Annotated in this window: 18 protein-coding genes; 11 read left to right on the forward strand and 7 right to left on the reverse strand. The window is 65.3% G+C overall.

The window, feature by feature from the left end; translation table 11 throughout:
* Positions 1-151: 151 nt before the first annotated feature.
* The 3 genes from AC51GT_RS20950 to AC51GT_RS20960 are packed head-to-tail and all read right to left on the reverse strand — an operon-like array spanning position 152 to position 2,732.
* On the reverse strand, positions 152-1,165 hold the full coding sequence (locus tag AC51GT_RS20950; protein WP_496326888.1) for an ABC transporter substrate-binding protein: 1,014 nt from the start codon (positions 1,163-1,165) through the stop codon (positions 152-154).
* Positions 1,162-1,920: an ABC transporter ATP-binding protein gene (locus AC51GT_RS20955; protein ID WP_496330037.1), complete on the reverse strand. Its 759-nt coding sequence runs from the start codon at positions 1,918-1,920 to the stop codon at positions 1,162-1,164. Before AC51GT_RS20955 ends, AC51GT_RS20950 begins: the two co-directional genes overlap by 4 nt.
* Entirely contained in the window at positions 1,920-2,732 is an 813-nt protein-coding gene (locus AC51GT_RS20960) for an ABC transporter permease (protein ID WP_496326956.1), read from the reverse strand. Before AC51GT_RS20960 ends, AC51GT_RS20955 begins: the two co-directional genes overlap by 1 nt.
* 256 nt (positions 2,733-2,988) lie before the next feature.
* Between AC51GT_RS20960 and AC51GT_RS20965 the strand changes: the two genes are divergently transcribed.
* Genes AC51GT_RS20965 through AC51GT_RS21000 form a run of 8 tightly spaced genes read left to right on the forward strand, consistent with a single transcriptional unit; the run spans position 2,989 to position 10,472 of the window.
* On the forward strand, positions 2,989-3,513 hold the full coding sequence (locus tag AC51GT_RS20965) for an MSMEG_0572/Sll0783 family nitrogen starvation response protein (RefSeq protein ID WP_496326890.1): 525 nt from the start codon (positions 2,989-2,991) through the stop codon (positions 3,511-3,513).
* A 9-nt stretch (positions 3,514-3,522) separates the two neighbouring features.
* Complete coding sequence (locus tag AC51GT_RS20970; protein ID WP_496330038.1) at positions 3,523-4,650, forward strand: MSMEG_0568 family radical SAM protein; 1,128 nt, start codon at positions 3,523-3,525, stop codon at positions 4,648-4,650.
* A gap of 2 nt (positions 4,651-4,652) precedes the next feature.
* Entirely contained in the window at positions 4,653-6,062 is a 1,410-nt protein-coding gene (locus AC51GT_RS20975; RefSeq protein WP_496330039.1) for an MSMEG_0567/sll0787 family protein, read from the forward strand.
* The gene (locus AC51GT_RS20980) at positions 6,059-6,952 is read left to right on the forward strand and encodes a carbon-nitrogen hydrolase family protein (protein WP_496330040.1); all 894 of its coding nucleotides are present in this window, start codon (positions 6,059-6,061) and stop codon (positions 6,950-6,952) included. Before AC51GT_RS20975 ends, AC51GT_RS20980 begins: the two co-directional genes overlap by 4 nt.
* Positions 6,945-7,262: an MSMEG_0570 family nitrogen starvation response protein gene (locus tag AC51GT_RS20985; protein WP_496330041.1), complete on the forward strand. Its 318-nt coding sequence runs from the start codon at positions 6,945-6,947 to the stop codon at positions 7,260-7,262. The genes AC51GT_RS20980 and AC51GT_RS20985 overlap by 8 nt, the downstream gene beginning before the upstream one ends.
* 11 nt (positions 7,263-7,273) lie before the next feature.
* Complete coding sequence (locus tag AC51GT_RS20990) at positions 7,274-8,539, forward strand: MSMEG_0569 family flavin-dependent oxidoreductase (protein WP_496330042.1); 1,266 nt, start codon at positions 7,274-7,276, stop codon at positions 8,537-8,539.
* Positions 8,540-8,550: 11 nt separating this feature from the next.
* Entirely contained in the window at positions 8,551-9,387 is an 837-nt protein-coding gene (locus AC51GT_RS20995) for a carbon-nitrogen hydrolase family protein (RefSeq protein ID WP_496326896.1), read from the forward strand.
* Positions 9,384-10,472, forward strand: coding sequence for an MSMEG_0565 family glycosyltransferase (locus AC51GT_RS21000; RefSeq protein WP_496330043.1), 1,089 nt, complete (start codon positions 9,384-9,386; stop codon positions 10,470-10,472). Before AC51GT_RS20995 ends, AC51GT_RS21000 begins: the two co-directional genes overlap by 4 nt.
* A gap of 24 nt (positions 10,473-10,496) precedes the next feature.
* On the opposite strand, the gene AC51GT_RS21005 is transcribed toward AC51GT_RS21000, so the two are convergent.
* Together AC51GT_RS21005 and AC51GT_RS21010 are read right to left on the reverse strand one after the other, a co-directional pair.
* Positions 10,497-10,835, reverse strand: coding sequence for a hypothetical protein (locus tag AC51GT_RS21005; RefSeq protein ID WP_496330044.1), 339 nt, complete (start codon positions 10,833-10,835; stop codon positions 10,497-10,499).
* A gap of 55 nt (positions 10,836-10,890) precedes the next feature.
* Positions 10,891-11,337 (reverse strand): GNAT family N-acetyltransferase, encoded by a 447-nt coding sequence (locus AC51GT_RS21010; RefSeq protein WP_496330045.1) that lies wholly within the window; start codon positions 11,335-11,337, stop codon positions 10,891-10,893.
* 207 nt (positions 11,338-11,544) lie between these two features.
* Here AC51GT_RS21010 and AC51GT_RS21015 point away from each other — a divergent pair, with 207 nt between their 5' ends.
* The gene (locus AC51GT_RS21015) at positions 11,545-13,146 is read left to right on the forward strand and encodes an ABC-F family ATP-binding cassette domain-containing protein (RefSeq protein WP_496330046.1); all 1,602 of its coding nucleotides are present in this window, start codon (positions 11,545-11,547) and stop codon (positions 13,144-13,146) included.
* Here AC51GT_RS21015 and AC51GT_RS21020 read toward each other — a convergent pair.
* Positions 13,050-14,276 (reverse strand): benzoate/H(+) symporter BenE family transporter, encoded by a 1,227-nt coding sequence (locus tag AC51GT_RS21020; protein WP_496330047.1) that lies wholly within the window; start codon positions 14,274-14,276, stop codon positions 13,050-13,052. The two genes, AC51GT_RS21015 and AC51GT_RS21020, sit on opposite strands and share 97 nt — an antisense overlap.
* Positions 14,277-14,353: 77 nt before the next feature.
* Here AC51GT_RS21020 and AC51GT_RS21025 point away from each other — a divergent pair, with 77 nt between their 5' ends.
* On the forward strand, positions 14,354-15,073 hold the full coding sequence (locus AC51GT_RS21025) for a GntR family transcriptional regulator (RefSeq protein ID WP_496326902.1): 720 nt from the start codon (positions 14,354-14,356) through the stop codon (positions 15,071-15,073).
* 2 nt (positions 15,074-15,075) lie between these two features.
* The gene (locus tag AC51GT_RS21030; RefSeq protein ID WP_496330048.1) at positions 15,076-15,858 is read left to right on the forward strand and encodes a DNA-formamidopyrimidine glycosylase family protein; all 783 of its coding nucleotides are present in this window, start codon (positions 15,076-15,078) and stop codon (positions 15,856-15,858) included.
* On the opposite strand, the gene AC51GT_RS21035 is transcribed toward AC51GT_RS21030, so the two are convergent.
* Entirely contained in the window at positions 15,821-17,101 is a 1,281-nt protein-coding gene (locus tag AC51GT_RS21035; protein ID WP_496330049.1) for an MFS transporter, read from the reverse strand. The two genes, AC51GT_RS21030 and AC51GT_RS21035, sit on opposite strands and share 38 nt — an antisense overlap.
* Positions 17,102-17,390 lie beyond the last annotated feature (289 nt).

Below are 17,390 nucleotides of genomic sequence, written 5' to 3' on the forward strand. Positions count from 1 at the left end.
CCTCACTGACTTCCCCTCGCGCACCCGAGAACTCTTCGGGACCGCGCACGTATCTTTGACAACTCCACAGTGTGAAGAACGCATTGTGCTGCCGTCCAGACAAGCTGGGCGGCAGCACAATGGACCTTGGTCACGCTTCGGGTTCGGCCGTTCAGGTTCCGAAGTACGGCTCCAGCACGGTGTTGTAGCGGCGGTCGACGAAGGAATCGAAGTCCGGGCTCGCCGGGATCTGGCCGGAATCGTAGAACAGGTCGGCCAGGAGCTGCTCAGATGCGACGACCTCATCGGTCAAGGGGACTGCCGGTTTGATGCTGCGCGCTTGGGCAACCTGCGCCACCTCTGGAGCGACACCGACGGACTGTGCGTAGTGGTTGGCCCATTCCTGCTCATTTGCCTGCGCCCACTTGGTGGCCCGAGCGATCCGCTGGACGAGATCGGAAAGTGCGGTGTTGCGCTTGGGATCTGCGAGTGCCTTCGCAGAGGCGATCCCGAAGGCATAGCTCTGTTCGGCATCGACCAGGGTCTTGGCACCGGTCTGGGCCTCGGCGATGGCGGTGAACGGATCCCAGATCGCCCACGCGTCGACCGAACCCTGCTGGAAGGCCGCGAGTCCATCGGCCGGCTGCAAGAAGACCAATTCCACGTCGTCAACGCTCACGTCGACCGCGTCGAGCTGTTCCAGGACGTTGGCGTGTGCAGAACTTCCCTTGGCCACAGCGATCTTCTTGCCCTTGAGTTCGGGCACCGAGGCCAGCGTCGAGTCCTTGGGGATCAGGATCTTGTCGCCATCCCCGGAGGCCTGGTAGGCCGCGACAACCTTGATGTTGGCATTGTTGGCCGCCCCGAAGATGGGCGGTGTGTTGCCAGTGACGGCGAAGTCGATCTTGTCCCCGGTGGCCGCTTCCACCTGAGGCGGCCCGGAGGTGAACATCGAGAACTCGATCTTGTACGGCAGGCCGTCCAACTCGCCGGCGGCGGCTAGGAGCGGTTCCGTGATGCCCTTCTGGTCACCGACTTTCAGGGTCACCCCGCTGAGCTCGGCGACTGACACCGTTGTGTTGGCGACGTCCTCGCTGCCCTTGTCATCCTGCGACACACATCCCGACGCAACCAATGCGAAGGACAGAGCCAAGGCCGCAGACCCGACGGCACGGAACAGCTTCATTCAACAACTCCCAAACTCTTCAGCAGATGCTGGGCCGCCTCGGCCAGCTCCGGTTGTCCTGCCTCGCGCGGGCGGGGCAGGTCGATCACAACTTCATCTCGGATACGGCCCTCATCGAGGACCACGACGCGGTCGGCGATCGAGACCGCCTCGTGCACATCATGTGTCACCAGCAGGACGCCGAACTTGTGGCGCTTCCACACGGTCAGGAGTAGGTCGTGCATCGTCCGCCGGGTCAGCGCGTCGAGCGCGCCGAATGGTTCGTCGAGCAGCAACAGCTCCGGCTCGCCGACGAGTGCGCGGGCCAGCGAAACACGTTGTGCCTGTCCACCGGACAGCGTCAGCGGCCAGGCGTCGGCCTTGTCGTCCAGACCGACCTGGGTCAGCGCGTCGACGACGCGGGCCTGGGTCTCCGACTTGGCGACCTTCACCCGGTTGAGTCCGTAGCCGACGTTCTGGGCAACGGATCGCCAGGGAAACAGCCGTGGTTCCTGAAAAGCGACGGCGGGGGCGCCGGCAACCGAGGTGTTGCCGGTGTAGTTGTCGGTGAGGCCCGCGAGCACGCGAAGGGTTGTGGACTTGCCGCAGCCGCTGCGACCGATCAGCGCCACGATCTCGCCGTGACGCACCGTCAAGCTCAGATTGTCCAGAACCTGGTTGTCGCCGTAATGCAGTGACACCGACTTCAACTCGGCGGCCACATCAGCCTTGCCGGTGGGCTTGGCCGTCGCCCGAGGGTCAGAGATAAGGGTCATCACACGTCCTCATTGTTGGGTCGATAGCGCAAGGCGTACTGCTCCAGCCGGCGGACGGCGGCGTCGGTGGCGAATCCGAGCAACGCGTAGATCACCAGGCCGAAGAAGATGATGTCCATCCGGAGGAAGTCGCGCGCGTTGTTGATCATGAAGCCGATACCCTCGCCGCCGGCGATCTGCTCGGCCACGATCAGTGTCAGCCAGGCGATGGCCAGAGATTGGCGCAGACCGACGAGGACCTGCGGCGCGGCGCTGGGCAGAATGATGATCCGAAACCGTTGCCAGGCACCGAAACCCAGTACACGGCCGGTTTCGAGGAGTTTCGGCTCGATCTGGCGGATCGCCGAGATGGTGTTGAGGTAGAGCGGGAACATCACGCCGAGCGCGATCATCAGGATCTTCGGGGTCTCACCGATCCCGAACCAGAGGATGAAGGGTGCGATCAGCGCGAGGTGCGGTAGTGCGCGCACCATCTGCAGCGACGGGTCGAGCAGGGAGTCTGCGATCCGCGACAAGCCGACGAGAACGCCCAGTGCGACACCGATCAGGCCGCCGAGAAGCAGTCCCTGGACCACACGCCATCCCGACGCGCTCAGGGCGTCGCCGAGTTCACCCGATTCGATGGTCTCGAGGCCGGCCTCGAAGACGAGGGAAGGTGCCGGGGCCACGTCCTGGGGGATCAATCCGATGGCGCTGCCCAGCTGCCAGAGCAGCAGGACGAACAGGGGCGAGAGCCACCGAACGATAGTCCAGACGCGGTGTGAGCCGCGGTTGGATACGCGAGGCGGTTTCGCGATGGAGGCAGGAGCGATCTGGGTCACCTGAGAGACGGTATGGCGTGTGCGGTGCTCCGAGAACCATTTGAATCGCAGCGAGCGAAAGTCTCCGGGCGGTGCTCTATGTCGGCTGTGTTACCGCTGTGAGCACTTGGCACTCCACTGTTAGTCCCGCGATAACCAGCCTGAAACCGGGAACTTTTGTACTGGTACTCGCAGCCGGTTCCGGCTCTTGGTCAGGCGGCAAAGCAGCCGCAGTGGCCTCAACATCCCGTCGTATCAGGAGGACTCCATGTCCGAGCTCGACCAGTCCATCGCCGAGAATATCAAGAAGTCTATCGCCGAGATCCCGCATCCCTCGTTGCCGAAGGGCACCAACATCTACGGCGGCACCAAGATCTTCCCCGACTACAAGGCGCAGGACGGCGAGTCGTACTTCACCTTGGTCCACGGCATCGCCCACGAGTCGTCGGTGAGTTTTGTGGCGGTCCTGCAGGCCACGCGCGCACTGCGCAAGGGATTCGAGTCGGCGATGTACTTCTACGGACCCGGAGCCATCAACTGCCTGGCCACCCGCGGATTCCCGACCACCGGCGATTCGGGTTTCCCGGGCGAACAGAACATCAACGATTCACTCGCCACGTTCATCTCCGAAGGTGGCACGGTGTTCTGTTGCCGTTTCGGTCTGGCATTGCACGGCGGACGAGAAGAGGACTTGATCGAAGGTGTGATCCCGGCACATCCGCTCGACGTGCAGGACGCGCTGATCCACTACGCGCGCAAGGGCGCGATCATCAATTCCACTTACATGGTCTGAGGCGGCGGGATGCTGGAGACGGAGCGCAGCGGAGCTCGACCGGAGCCGCTGGAGACGGAGAGTGGCGGAGTTCGAGCGGGGTCGGCAGTATCGGCACGTGTAGATCTGGCGCTGCTGGGTGTTCGCGGCTCACCCCCGCTGCGCCGTTCCGCAGGCGCCGGCCCCAGCGACGACGGCCACCTGGTCATCGACGGCCTCAGCGCCGCGATCCCGCGCAATCCGTTGAGTCCTTATGTTCTCGACGGCGGTCAGGTGTTGCTCGACGGAGCCGAGACCGGGCTGGAGGTGACGGCCATCGAACGGCCGGCCTTCTATGACCTGCGCACCGATACCGGCATCGAATACGAGAAGATCGCCAAGCTCCACGGCCGGGATGTGTTGGCCACCACGGTGATGCAGACCTGCATCCGCTACGACAAGTCGCAGCGCTGCAGGTTCTGCACCATCGAGGAGTCACTACGATCCGGTGCGACCGTGGCAGTGAAGAAACCGGCCGAGTTGGCCGAGGTCGCCGAGGCCGCCGTCCGCCTCGACGGTGTGAAACAGATGGTGATGACCACCGGTACTTCCGCGGCGAAGGACCGGGGTGCAAAGCATCTGGCGCGCTGCGTCCGTGCGGTCAAGGCGGTGGTGCCCGATCTGCCCATCCAGGTGCAGTGCGAACCACCCGGTGATCTGGCCACGCTCACCGAGTTGAAGGAAGCCGGCGCCGAGTCGATCGGCATCCACATCGAATCGCTCGACGACTCCGTCCGCAGGCGCTGGATGCCTGGCAAGGCGACGGTGTCCACCGACGACTACCGGACGGCGTGGGCCGAGGCGGTGCGGGTGTTCGGGCGCAATCAGGTGTCGACGTACCTGCTGGTCGGGTTGGGTGAAGACCCCGACGAATTGGTCGACGGCGCACGCGAACTCATCGAGATGGGCGTGTATCCCTTCGTGGTGCCGTTCCGTCCGCACGAGGGATCGCTCGCCGTCGACGTCGACGGTGCCGTCGGCCCACGGGGTGACATCGTCGAGGACGTCACCCGTCGGATCGCCAAAGAGCTGACCGCCGCGGGCATGCTCGGCGCCGACCAGAAAGCCGGCTGCGCCGCCTGTGGTGCATGCAGTGTCTTGCAGAACGTCGGAGGTTGATCATGCACACCGGTATCCCTGATCTGGCCATCCTCACCGGGCCACGCCGCGCAGCGCCACCGGCCGCGTTCATCGTCCAACCAGTTCGGGACACAGCAGAACTCGACGAGTATCGGTCCCTTCGCCACGAAGCGTTTGTGGTGCGGCAAGAGCTGTTCAGCGGATCCGATCATGATGATCTCGACGATGACCCGCGCACCGTGGTTCTCTGCGCGACGGCGCCCGACGGCACAGTTCTCGGCGGGGTGCGCCTGGCGCCGGCCACAGCCGACGACATCGGTTGGTGGACCGGCAGCCGGTTGGTGGTGGCACCCACCGAACAGGCGCGAGGAGTCGGTCCGGCGCTGGTCCGGGCAGCTGGTGCCCATGCCGAGAGTTCCGGGGTCCTGCGGTTCGACGCCGCGGTGCAGCAGCGATACCAGCCGATGTTCACGTCGTTGGGCTGGCAGTACACCGGCGACGTCGAGGTGGCCGGTGTCACGCACGCGGCGATGCGCTGGCCGATCAACAAAATCGAGCGACTCGTCACGGCCACCAAAGCGATGCTCGCCGATGTACTGGCACCGTTGGCGGCGCAGTCGATGGGGTTGGGGCCGAGCGGTTTCCGGGGCGACGACGGTACGCCGGTTCCGGGTGGCGACCTGATCGCGGCCTGCGACGCGATCATTCCGTCGATGGTCGAACGTGACCCGGAATGGGCCGGGTGGTGCGGCGTGTTGGTGAACCTCAACGACCTGTCCGCGATGGGCGCCACCCCGGTCGGACTGCTCGACGCGGTGGCCGCACCCACCCGATCCCAACTGACCCGGATCGTTCGCGGGATGGCCAGAGCCGCTGCCGCATGGGGCGTACCGGTCCTCGGCGGTCACACACAAGCCGGTGTTCCGTCGTCATTGTCGGTGACCGCGCTGGGACGTACCGCGACGCCGATCCCGGCCGGGGGCGGACGGGTGGGTCATGAACTGCGGCTCACCGCCGACCTGGGTGGCCACTGGCGTCCGGGATATGCAGGCCAACAGTGGGATTCGACATCCACGCGCAATTCTGAAGAACTGGTGCGGATGGGAACATTCGTGCAGCGGGCGGCGCCGGCCGCCGCAAAAGATGTCAGCATGGCCGGACTGGTCGGGACCACCGGCATGCTGGCCGAGGCCAGTGGGACCGGTGCGCTGCTCGACATGGCCGCGATCCCACGACCTTCCGGCGTGACGGTGGGCGAGTGGGTCACCGCCTTCCCCGGCTTCGCCATGATCAGCGCAGACGCGCCGGGCCGCGCGGTTCCCGACGCGGGACCGGCGACCAGCGCAGTTTGTGGGCAACTCATCGAAGGCAGCGGTGTCAGCCTGCGCTGGCCCGACGGCACGATCACACAAGCGGTGCACGGCACCGTCACCGGATTGGGGAAAGCATGAGCACCACAATTTCTGTCGCGTCGGCACAGTTCGGCCGCGACATGGAACAGGCGTACCGGACCATCGGCACGCTCATAGACCTGGCGCGGCAACGGGGCAGCGACCTGCTGGTACTCCCGGAGGCTGCACTGGGAGGCTATCTGCCCAGCCTGGGCGGGGGAGACGAGAGTCCGGAGGCAAGGCAGCGACGACTCGAGAGTCTCCCTCCCGCTCTCGAACTCGGCGGCCCGGAACTGGAACGGGTGATCAAGATGGCCGGAGATATGACCGTCACACTGGGATTCTGCGAGGCAGACGGCGACACCCGCTACAACGCGGCCGTCACCCTCAGTGGAGACGGGATTCTCGGTTCGTACCGGAAGGTTCATCAGCCGCTCGGTGAAAACCTCTGCTATTCAGCGGGTTCGGCGTACCCGACCTTCGATACACCGGTGGGCCGGATGGGGATGCAGATCTGTTACGACAAGGCATTCCCGGAAGCTGCCCGGGCGCTGTCGCTCGGTGGTGCCGAGATCGTCGCGTCCCTGTCGGCGTGGCCGACGTCCCGGACCAACACCACACCCAACATGGACGACGACCGCTGGAAGCAGCGGTTCGACATCTACGACCGAGCCCGGGCGTTGGAGAACCAGTTGATCTGGGTGGCGTCGAATCAGGCCGGAACCTTTGGCTCACTGCGATTTGTCTGCAGCGCAAAGGTGGTCGGACCGGGCGGGGAGATCCTCGCCGGCACCGGCACCGAGGAGGGTCTGGCCACCGCCACCGTCGACGTCAAGGCCGCGATGGCAGCGGCCCGTGGCGGCGGCATGTACAACCTGCGTGATCGTCGTCCCGAGATCTACGGCAGTGTCACCGAGCCCAATCGAGTCGAGGAACTGACCTATGCCTGAGATGACGTTCACCGTGCGCTGGCCGGACGGCTCAGAGCAGCAATGCTATTCGCCGTCACTGGTCATGCACGACTTCCTGGAACCGGGTGCGCAGTACTCGGTCGGTGAGTTCGTGTCGCGCAGCACCGAGGCGCTGACCATCGCCAGTGATCGCGTCCGGGCGAAGTTCGGGTTCGCGTGCACGTCGGCGGCCGCGCAGCTCGAGAGCATCGAGACGGCGGCACGCCAGATGCCCGATGGGCGAGTTCAGATCTTGACGATGAGCGGTGCCGAACTGATCGCGCCGACACAGGCAGGACACACATCATGAACGATTCCCCCATGAGTACCCCGATCGAGGAGGTGCCGGTGGTCGTCATCGGTGCCGGTCAGGCCGGGTTGTCCATCAGTTGGCATCTGACCCGGCGCGGTGTGGCGCACGTGGTGCTCGAACGCGACACCATCGCCCACGAATGGCGGGATGGGCGCTGGGACAACTTCACCCTGGTCACGCCCAACTGGCAATGCAATCTGCCGGGTTACGAGTACTCCGGCGACGATCCAGACGGCTTCATGGGTCGTGACGAGGTGTATGCCTGGGTTCGTGACTACGCGAAAACCTTTGGTGCCCCAGTCCGCGAACATGTTTCGGTGACATCGGTCAGTCGCCGCGCCGGCGGCGGGTTCGACGTCGCCACCACCGCCGGACCGCTGCAGGCCCAACAGGTGGTGGTCGCGGTCGGTGGCTATCACACCCCGGTGATCCCGCGCTTCGCGGAGAAGCTGCCGGACCGGATCGCGCAGGTACATTCTTCGCAGTACCGCGGCGCCGATCAACTCCCTGACGGCGCGGTGCTGGTGGTCGGTTCCGGGCAGTCCGGCGCGCAGATCGCCGAAGACCTGCACCTGGCCGGCCGAAAGGTGCACCTGGCCACGGGAAGCGCTCCCCGGGTGTCCCGGTTCTACCGGGGCCGCGACTGCGTGGCCTGGTTGCACGACATGGGCGTCTACGACGTCTCGATCGACGAGCATCCCGGTGGTCTGTCGAAGCGCGAGAAGACGAATCACTATGTGACCGGCCGCGATGGCGGCCGTGATATCGACCTGCGCGCCTTCGCCCGTGACGGAATGCAGCTGCACGGCCGGTCCACCGGACTGGTGGGGACGACGATGACGTTCGCACCGAACCTGGCAAAGAATCTCGCCGCCGCCGACGCTGTCAGCGACGCGATCAAAGACGACATCGACGCCTACATCGAGCGGACCGGTATCGACGCGCCGACGGAACCACGGTATGTGCCGGTGTGGACGCCGGAAACCGAAGTGACCGAACTGGATCTGGCCACCTCGGACGTGTCCGCCATCGTCTGGTCGATCGGCTTTCGCACCGACTATCGGTTCCTCAAGGTGGGAGTGTTCGACGGAGAAGGAATGCCGACCCATCACCGCGGTGTCACCTCGACGCCCGGCGTCTATTTCCTCGGTTTACCGTGGCAGCACACGTGGGGTTCCGGGCGATTCGCGGCCATCGCGCGTGACGCCGAGTACCTGGCCGATCAATTGACCGTAGGGTGTGTTCCGACCGCGCAGGCCACATCGAGTCACTAGGCTCACCGGCTATGGCACCCATTCGTGTTGCCGCACTCGCAGGCCATTTCGGTCGGGATGTCGAGCGCGCGGTGAGCAAGATCGTCGGGATCATCGAGGCGGCCTCACGAGACGGCATCGACCTGCTGGTGCTTCCCGATGCGTCACTCGGCGGATACATCGGTGACCTGAGGTCCCCCGACATCGACCAGCTGCCACCGACCATCGACACCGACGGTCCGGAACTGTCGGCGATCGCCGAGGCGGCGGGGCCGATGACGGTGTGTGTGGGATTCACCGAGGCGGCACAGGGCAAGCGGTACAACACCGCCGTCTGTCTGTCCGGCGACGGGATCCTGGGTCTGCACCGCAAGGTTCATCAACCGGCCGGTGAATCACTGGCCTATGCTGCCGGGAACGACTTCTCGGCGTTCGACACCCCGGTCGGCCGGATCGGCATGCTCATCGATTACGACAAGACGTTTCCGGAATCGGCTCGCACCCTTGCGCTCGACGGGGCCAGGATCATCGCCGCCCTTTCGGCGTGGCCGGCCAGCGTCACCGACCGTGCCTCGCGGCTGCCCAACGACCGGCAGTCCAGGCTGTTCGACCTCTACGACGCGGCCCGCGCCGCGGAGAACCAGGTGGTGTTGGTGTCGTCGAATCAGACCGGCGTAATGGGCAAGCTGCGTTTCCTGGGGCAGGCAAAGGTGGTCGGTCCCGGCGGTGAAGTGCTTGCCAAGACCTGGGCGAAAGGCGGAATGGCAGTGTGCGACATCGATATCGACGCGGAGATCAACCGGGCCCGCACGGTGCTGCACCACCTCGCCGAGCGGCGCACGGACACATACTGGCAGGACGATCTGTGAGAGTTTCACTGCTGACCTACTCCACCAAACCGCGCGGCGGCGTCGTGCATACGCTCAATCTCGCCGAGGCGCTGGCGAAGGCCGGTGCCGAGGTGACCGTCTGGTCCCTGGCGCGTGGCGGCGACCCCGGGTTCTTTCGGCCGGTGGATCCGGCCGTGTCGGTCCGTCTGGCCCGATTCGAGGACCGCGAAGGCGATACGGTCACCGACCGGATCGTCCGGTCGATCGAGGTCATGCGGGCCGAGTTCGATTCGGCTGCAGCAGATATCGTGCATGCCCAGGACTGCATCAGTGCCAATGCGGTGGGCCGGTGCATCCGGACCATCCACCACCTCGACCAGTTCACGACGCCGGTACTGGCCGCCTGTCATGAGAAGGCCATCGTGGAACCGTACGCGCGGATCTGCGTGTCATCGGCGGTGGCTCAGGAGGTTCGAGGGGGGTGGGGCTTCGAGCCGGTGGTGATACCCAACGGTGTCCAGTCGGAGCGGTTTGCCGCTGCCGCCGCGGCAGACCCGGAAGCTGTTGCTGCGCGCCAACGGTGGCGTGACCAGCTCGGACGGTACGTGCTGGCGGTGGGTGGGATCGAACCACGGAAGGGGAGTATCGACCTGCTGGAGGCCTACGCTCTCCTGCGCCGCAGTGACCCGGAGCTCGGACTCGTCTTCGCCGGCGGCGAAACACTGTTCGACTATCGCGACTATCGTGCCGAATTCGACAGTTTGGCAACCAGACTCGGCGTCACGCCGATCATTCTGGGCGCGGTCCCCGACCCCATCTTGCCGGCGCTGGTGGCGCAAGCCGCGGTCCTGGCGTTCCCGTCGACCAAAGAGGGCTTCGGTCTGGCGGCGATGGAGGCCTTGGCGGCCGGCACCCCGGTGGTGGCCCGTGACCTACCGGTTCTGCGGGAGGTATTCGGCGACACCGTGGGCTACGCCCGCACGCCCGAGGACCTGGCCGCAGAACTGACCGCCGCAATGACCATCGATACGGCGAGGCAATCCCGCGGCCGGGATCTGGCAACCAGCCTGACCTGGGACCTCGCTGCGAAGCGGCATCTCGAGTTCTATCGTTCCCTCCTCTGACCCCCACCGTCGAGCGTGCCGATATCACCGCCGAGCGTGCCAAAATCGCCGTCGAGTGTGCCCAAATTTGCGTTCCGCAGGACCGGGCGCCGTGATGCGCTGGATGTAGTCGACGATTTCGACCAGCGCACGCCGCTCGTCGGCGTCGTCGGCCCCGCCGATGCCACCGTCGACGGTGATCGATATGGGTGTTCCGGCGCGGATGTCCAATTCATCCCAACAGAGCGGCAGGCAGTGCGCGTACAGTCGGCGCCCGTTGACAACCAGGTGGATGCGCGGTGCGTAGTCGGCGGACTTCCACGATATCTGCTCTGCGGCATCGTGATCCAGTGAACCGTTGGCAGTGAACTCTTGCAGGTACATCGGCCTTCTCCGGGGTGGTGTCAGCGCAGTTCGATTGTAGTCGTGGGGCAGATACTCACAAGACTTTCGCGTAGTACACCCGGCGATAACCGTCTTCGACTGCGCGGTGTGTCTCGGTGAAACCCTGGCGCGGGTAGTAGCGGAGGTTCTCGGTCATGTGCTCGTTGGTGTGCAATTGCAGACGCCGCAGCCCCAGGTCCCGGGCGTGCGACGCGGCGAAGCCCAACAGTTCCGTCCCGATACCCGACCCTTGTGCGTCGGGTGAGACCGCAAGGACTTCGATCTCCAGGTGATCGGGTTCGGGTATGAGCACGATGGTGCCGACGATCAGGCCTTCGAGCTCGGCGACCCACGCCTGTCCGATGCTGATGAGGTGGTGGTAGTCGAAATGCATCGGGCCGGGTTCGGTGCCGATGCGTTCGGTGTAGTGGGTGAATGCCCGCGACACCAGGTCGGTCACCGCGGCGACATCGGCGGGCAGTGCAGGTCGGATGGGCACCATCGCACCATTCTGCTCGCAGAACAAAGTACTTGCGAGGCCCGGAATTGTTCTGCACACTGGACGACGTCCTGTTCCCGACAGTCAGGCTCCCCGGTGAAGATCATCGACGGCTCCGCGTCCTAGCGCGCTGACACCGTTCGATTGCCGCATGCCACGGCGGGATGAGTTGTCGGCGCACTTTCGTCTTCATCCTTTCTGGGAGTCCGCGTGTCCGCGCAATCTGAATCTGCAATTTCTCTCCGCGACGTAAGCCTCGAGTGGCCGGACGGTTCCTCGGCTCTCTCGCACCTGACGGTGTCCTTCGGCGCCGACCACATCGGCGTTGTCGGCGCCAACGGATCAGGTAAATCAACACTACTCAAAGTCATCGCCGGGGAGCTTGTCCCCACCTCGGGATCGGTCAGGGTCACCGGGGAAACCGCCTACCTGCCACAGGATCTCATCCTTCGTGGTGATACCACGGTGGCAGACCTGCTCGGCATCCGCGCCCGGCTCGATGCGCTGGCGGCGATCGAGGGCGGGTCGACGGATCCCGGCGACTACGACACCCTGGGCGACGACTGGGATGTCGAGGCCCGCGCGCGGCAACTCCTGGCCGAGGCGGGTATCGCGGATCTGGTTCTGGACCGCAATGTCGACACCCTCTCGGGTGGTGAGGTGATCCTGACCGCGATTGCGGGTCTGCGGTTACGCGGAGCACCGATCACGCTGCTGGACGAACCGACCAACAATCTGGACCGGGAGGCCCGGTCGCGCCTGTATGGGCTGGTGCGCAACTGGCCGGGCACTCTGCTGATCGTATCCCATGACACCGCGCTGCTCGAATTGATGGACACCACAGCGGAATTGCACGATCACACCGTTACGGTGTTCGGCGGACCGCTCAGTGAGTACCGCGAATACTTACGGTCCCAACAGTATTCCGCGCAACAGGATCTTCGGACCGCGCAACAAGATCTGAAAGTCCAACAGCGGCAACGTCTCGACACCGAGACGAAAGTTGCCCGACGCAGTCGATATGGGAAGGCGAACACCAATTTGCCCAAGATCCTGTTGGGTGCGCGCAAGCGCCGTGCCCAGGAGGCAACGGGCCGGTTACGAACCGAAGGCGACAACAAGATCGACGAGGCCCGCAGGGCCGTCGAGAGTGCAGCCGAGCTGGTCCGCGACGACAACCACATTCGGATCGAGTTGCCCGACCCGGATGTCCCGGCTGGTCGACGTCTGGCCGAAATACGCAGTGGCGATACGACGATCGTGATCGTCGGCCCGGAACGTGTTGCGCTGACCGGGGTCAACGGCGCCGGCAAGACAGCTCTGCTGCGCACCCTGTGGAACCCGGGACCTGCGGGGGAGGGGCCGTACGCCGTCGCGCACACCGACCACATCGGTTACCTGGCACAACGTCTCGACGATCTCGACGGCACCGCGAGCGTTCTCGACAATGTGCGGTCCGCGGTTCCCGATGTGGAGCCGAACCTGGTGCGGGCCAGGCTGGCCCAGTTCCTGCTACGCGGCGACGCGGTGGACCGGCCGGTCGGTGGACTGTCCGGTGGTGAACGGTTCCGGGTGGCTCTTGCCCGATTGCTGCTGGCGACTCCACCGGTGCAATTGCTGGTCCTCGACGAGCCGACCAACAACCTCGACCTCGACAGCGTCGACCAGCTGGTGGAGGCGCTGTCGGCCTATCGGGGCGGGATGCTGGTGGTCAGTCACGACGACGAGTTCTTGGCCCGTCTCGGAATCTCACGGTCGTTGGTACTCGTCGACGGAGTGGTGGAATCGGGTGACCTCTTCAGCACCGCGTAGACCACCAGTCCGGCGACCAATGCCCAGAATGCCGATCCGATCCCTGCGACGGTGATCCCGGCTGCGGCGACGACAAAGGTCAGAACGGCTGCAGTCCTGGTCTTTTCATCACGCAATCCGGCCGCGAGAGCTCCGGCCAGGGTGTCGAGCAAGGCCAGGCCGGCGACCGTCTCCACCAGGCCGGCCGGCGCGATGGTCACCAGCGCGGCGACGGCCGCCGAACTGATGCCGATGACCAGATAGACCGGGCTCACGGTGGCCGCGGCGATCCAGCGTCGGCGCGGATCGGGTTCGGCGGCGGGGGCCGCGGTGAGTGCGGCACTGATCGCGGCCAGGTTCACCGCGTGCCCGCCGGCCGGGGCCGCCAGCGAGGTCAGGGCGCCGGTCACCAACATCGAGGGGCGCCAAGGGATCCGATAACCGAAGCCGGCCATGACAGCTGTGCCCGGCAAATTCTGTGACGCCATGGTGACGATGTAGAGCGGCAGCGCGATACCGATGCAGGCCTGCAACGACCATTGCGGGACAACCACGTCCATCCGGGGTATCAGCAACTCCGCGGCCACACCCTTGTCCGACGTCAGCAGGACCACCGCGATGACAAGGGCCGCGGTACCGAACGCGGCGGGTACTGCCCATCGCTTGGCAAACCGGAGCAGGATCAGCCACACGACGATGACCGGAGCGATCCAGAGAGGCTCGGCGGCGACCGCTCGGACCGGTTCCAGACACAGGGGCAGGACGATGCCGGCCAACATTGCCTGCGCGATCGGCGTCGGTATGGCCTGCACCAGCGAGCCCAGACGTGGCCACAGCCCGGTCGCCAGGATCATCACGCCGACGATCACGAACGCTCCGACAGCGACCGGGAAACCGCCGTCCGGGGCGGCCGTACCGGCGAGCAGGGCCGCGCCCGGCGTCGACCAGGCCAGCGTGATCGGCATGCGGTACCGGGTCGCCAGGAATCCGACACCGATGGCAATGGCCAGACACAGGGCAAAGAGCCCGGAGGCGGCTTCTCCGGGCGACGCACCGACGGCTCTCAGACCGGTCAGGACCACGGCGAAGGAGCTGGTGAATCCCACCAGTGAGGCGACGACACCGGCGGTGATCGGCTGGATGAGCGACACGCGAACCTCCGCAGGCCTCGGGGCAGTACGGTCATCGTAAAGTAGATTGGATCTTGGATCCAATAATGGGAAGTGGTATGCCGCCGACACGTTCTACGCAGGTTCTCGACACTCTCGGACACCGTCCGACCGCGGTGCATCACGCTCGGACGGTCATCGAATCGACGCTCGCCGAGGCGATTCTCGACGGCTCGCTGGCCAGCGGCATCCCACTGCGGCAGGCGGAGCTCGCGGAGGTGTTCGGGGTCAGCCGGATGCCGGTTCGCGAAGCGCTGCTGTCGCTGCAGGCCCGCGGTCTGGTCGATCACGTGCCACACCGGGGTGCGGTGGTGGTCGGAGTCGACCCGGACGACGTGATCAACACCTACCGGATCAGGCTGCTGCTGGAACCGGAAGCGCTGGCCGGCTCGATTCCGCGGCTGGAGGCGGCAGACATCGACGACGCGCGCCGCGTTCTGGAGGCCATGGAGAACGACCCCGACCTGGTCGACCTCGGTCGGCTGAACTCGGACTTCCATCTGGCTCTCTACCGGCGGCATCCAAACGCCAAGCTGTTGAAGCTGATTGCCGCCGAGCTCGACGACGAGGACCGCTACCTGCGTTTCCATCTGGCCGAGTTGGGGTCGGAGCAATTGGCACAGGACGAACATCGGCAACTGTTCGAGCTGGCTTCCCGTGGCGCGACGGACGACGCGGTAGCGGTGCTGCGGCAGCACATCGGCTCCGCAGCCCAGACCATCGAGGCGTATTTTCGGGATCGTTCACCATCGCCGGGACCGGACGCGGGTATCAAATAGATATGCCCGAAGGTGACACCGTGTTCCAGGCCGCCACGCGTCTGCATCGTGCGTTGGCCGGAAAGACTCTGACCCGGTGCGATGTTCGGGTTCCGAAGTACGCAACGGTGGACCTGTCCGGCGCGCGGGTCGAGGAGGTCGTCGCCCGGGGGAAGCATCTCCTGATCCGCGTAGGTGAGCACACCGTGCACTCCCACCTGAAGATGGAGGGCCGCTGGGACATCTACACAAAAGGGGCCCGGTGGAAGCGCCCGGCGTTCAAGGCCCGGATGATCCTGGAGGCCGGGCAGGTGCAGGCGGTGGGGTTCGAACTCGGAAAGCTCGAGATCCTCCGGCGCGCAGACGAGGACACCGCTGTCGGCCACCTCGGTCCCGATCTGCTCGGAACCGACTGGGACGCTGATGTCGCGATCGCAAATCTGGCCTCGGACCCCGCCCGGCCGATAGGTCTGGCGCTGCTCGATCAGCGGGTGCTGGCCGGCATCGGCAACGTATTCCGTTGTGAGATGTGCTTTCTGCGGCGCACCCATCCACTGGTGCCGGTCGCCGAATCAGGTGATCTGCGCGAATGGGTCGACCTGGCGAAAAAGGTTTTGGAGTTCAACCGCAATCGTTCGATCCGGGTCACCAACGTCGACCGTCCCGGCGAACGGACCTGGGTCTACGGCCGGGCGAAGCGTCCCTGTCGGCGATGTGGGACCACCATCAGATCAGGGGAACTCGGCGGGGGCCCGGACCTCGAGAGGGTCATCTACTGGTGTCCGTCGTGTCAGCCGTCGCCGTGACCAGATTCTCCGCGATGGACGTGACGATCGGATCCGGCTCGGCCCGCCGCGCCGCGCGAGCGCGCCCGATGGCCACGGCTCCCGCGATGGCCACCAGGCACAGGACATACAGGCTGTAGCCGATGGCGGTCGGCCGCAATCCGAAGTGTCCGACCGCGATTCCGCCTGCCACTGCAGGCAGACTGAATCCGATGTAGCTGACCACGAACAGGGTGGAGAAGACCTGGCCGCGTTGCGCGGGATCGGTGGCGGCGATCAGCGCCGCCATGACGCCGGCAAAGGTCGCTCCGAATCCGAAGCCGGCAGTCGCCGAACCGACCAGGTAGATCGGCAAGGTCGCCGACATCGTTCCGGCCAAATTGATGATCAGTCCGGCGCCGAGTGAACTCAGCCCGACCCCGAGTTTGAGGTTTGCCGACCAGGTCGATGTCACCGCGGACGCGATGGCACCCGAGGTGAAGAACGTTCCGAGGATCAGTCCGGTGATCATGTGGTTGTCGACCCCGAAGATGCGCAGCACGATCGACGATCCCAGCGAGAGCGTCAATCCGCCCAGCGACCAGGTGGCCAGACAACCGAAGGCGGCCATCGCGAAGACACCGCGGACCGACCGTGGCAGGCCGGCGCTCGGACGCAGGACCCGCCATAGATGCCGGCGGGAAGTGAACCCGGTGCGGGTGGAGGTCTCGGGGATGAACATGATGCACCCGGCCGCCAGGACGAACGCGGCGATCAAGATCAGGAACACCAGTTCGCGCGGCATCGGGGCATATTCGATGAGGCCACCCGCCGCGATCGCGCCGGAGGCCAACCCGCCCAGCATCGCGGCCGAGTTGGTCAGGGAGCCGACGCGCGCGCTCGGTTGCTGATCGACCAGCGCGGCACTGAGCGTTCCGGTCAGGGCGCCGGCGGCCAGGCCTTGCAGCACGCGGGCACCGAGCAGCATCGGGACGCCGTCGGCCACGACGAACATCACCATGGAGGCAACGATCAGGGCCAGTCCGCCGAACAGCACCGGGCGCCGCCCGACGTGGTCGGACAGCGACCCCACGGTGAGGAGGCCGACCAGCAGAGCGATCACGTACGCCGCGAAGATGACGGTCAGGGTGAACGAGGAGAACCCCCACAGATCCTGATAGATCGGGTACAGGGGAGACGGCGCCGACGACGAGAACATCATTGCGGCAGTGGTCGCCGCGATCACCGTGAACGCCGAGACCTGACCGAACTGTCGGGGTGCCATTCCAGTACTCAATCATCTCGACGCCGGAGTCATTCCTGAGCTCTGCGATAAAACAGACTGTTCATTTTTGTGGGCAATTCGGCGCGCAAACGCTTGATGTGGGTCACACAACGGGCGGTTGGACGCCGAAGGACACATGGCACGAGCTGCAGACCTTGCACTCGCATCCCTAGAGTGCTAAAACGAAACCTGGCACTCACCAACCGTGAGTGCTAGGTCGGAACGGTGAGACCGGTCCCAATGACACGACCGGTCGTCCGTCGCGGGCACCGAACCCGACTAAAGAACT

This window comes from Williamsia sp. z34 (assembly GCF_059553395.1).

Bases quoted from the DNA above. Each gene is read 5' to 3' on its own strand.
- AC51GT_RS21010 (WP_496330045.1), bottom strand. From the start codon at position 11,337: ATGGTGCCCATCCGACCTGCACTGCCCGCCGATGTCGCCGCGGTGACC.
- AC51GT_RS20965 (WP_496326890.1), top strand. From the start codon at position 2,989: ATGTCCGAGCTCGACCAGTCCATCGCCGAGAATATCAAGAAGTCTATC.
- AC51GT_RS20975 (WP_496330039.1), top strand. From the start codon at position 4,653: ATGCACACCGGTATCCCTGATCTGGCCATCCTCACCGGGCCACGCCGC.
- AC51GT_RS21035 (WP_496330049.1), bottom strand. From the start codon at position 17,101: ATGGCACCCCGACAGTTCGGTCAGGTCTCGGCGTTCACGGTGATCGCG.
- AC51GT_RS20995 (WP_496326896.1), top strand. From the start codon at position 8,551: ATGGCACCCATTCGTGTTGCCGCACTCGCAGGCCATTTCGGTCGGGAT.
- AC51GT_RS20990 (WP_496330042.1), top strand. From the start codon at position 7,274: ATGAGTACCCCGATCGAGGAGGTGCCGGTGGTCGTCATCGGTGCCGGT.
- AC51GT_RS20955 (WP_496330037.1), bottom strand. From the start codon at position 1,920: ATGACCCTTATCTCTGACCCTCGGGCGACGGCCAAGCCCACCGGCAAG.
- AC51GT_RS21030 (WP_496330048.1), top strand. From the start codon at position 15,076: ATGCCCGAAGGTGACACCGTGTTCCAGGCCGCCACGCGTCTGCATCGT.
- AC51GT_RS20985 (WP_496330041.1), top strand. From the start codon at position 6,945: ATGCCTGAGATGACGTTCACCGTGCGCTGGCCGGACGGCTCAGAGCAG.
- AC51GT_RS20970 (WP_496330038.1), top strand. From the start codon at position 3,523: ATGCTGGAGACGGAGCGCAGCGGAGCTCGACCGGAGCCGCTGGAGACG.
- AC51GT_RS21025 (WP_496326902.1), top strand. From the start codon at position 14,354: ATGCCGCCGACACGTTCTACGCAGGTTCTCGACACTCTCGGACACCGT.
- AC51GT_RS20980 (WP_496330040.1), top strand. From the start codon at position 6,059: ATGAGCACCACAATTTCTGTCGCGTCGGCACAGTTCGGCCGCGACATG.
- AC51GT_RS21005 (WP_496330044.1), bottom strand. From the start codon at position 10,835: ATGTACCTGCAAGAGTTCACTGCCAACGGTTCACTGGATCACGATGCC.
- AC51GT_RS20950 (WP_496326888.1), bottom strand. From the start codon at position 1,165: ATGAAGCTGTTCCGTGCCGTCGGGTCTGCGGCCTTGGCTCTGTCCTTC.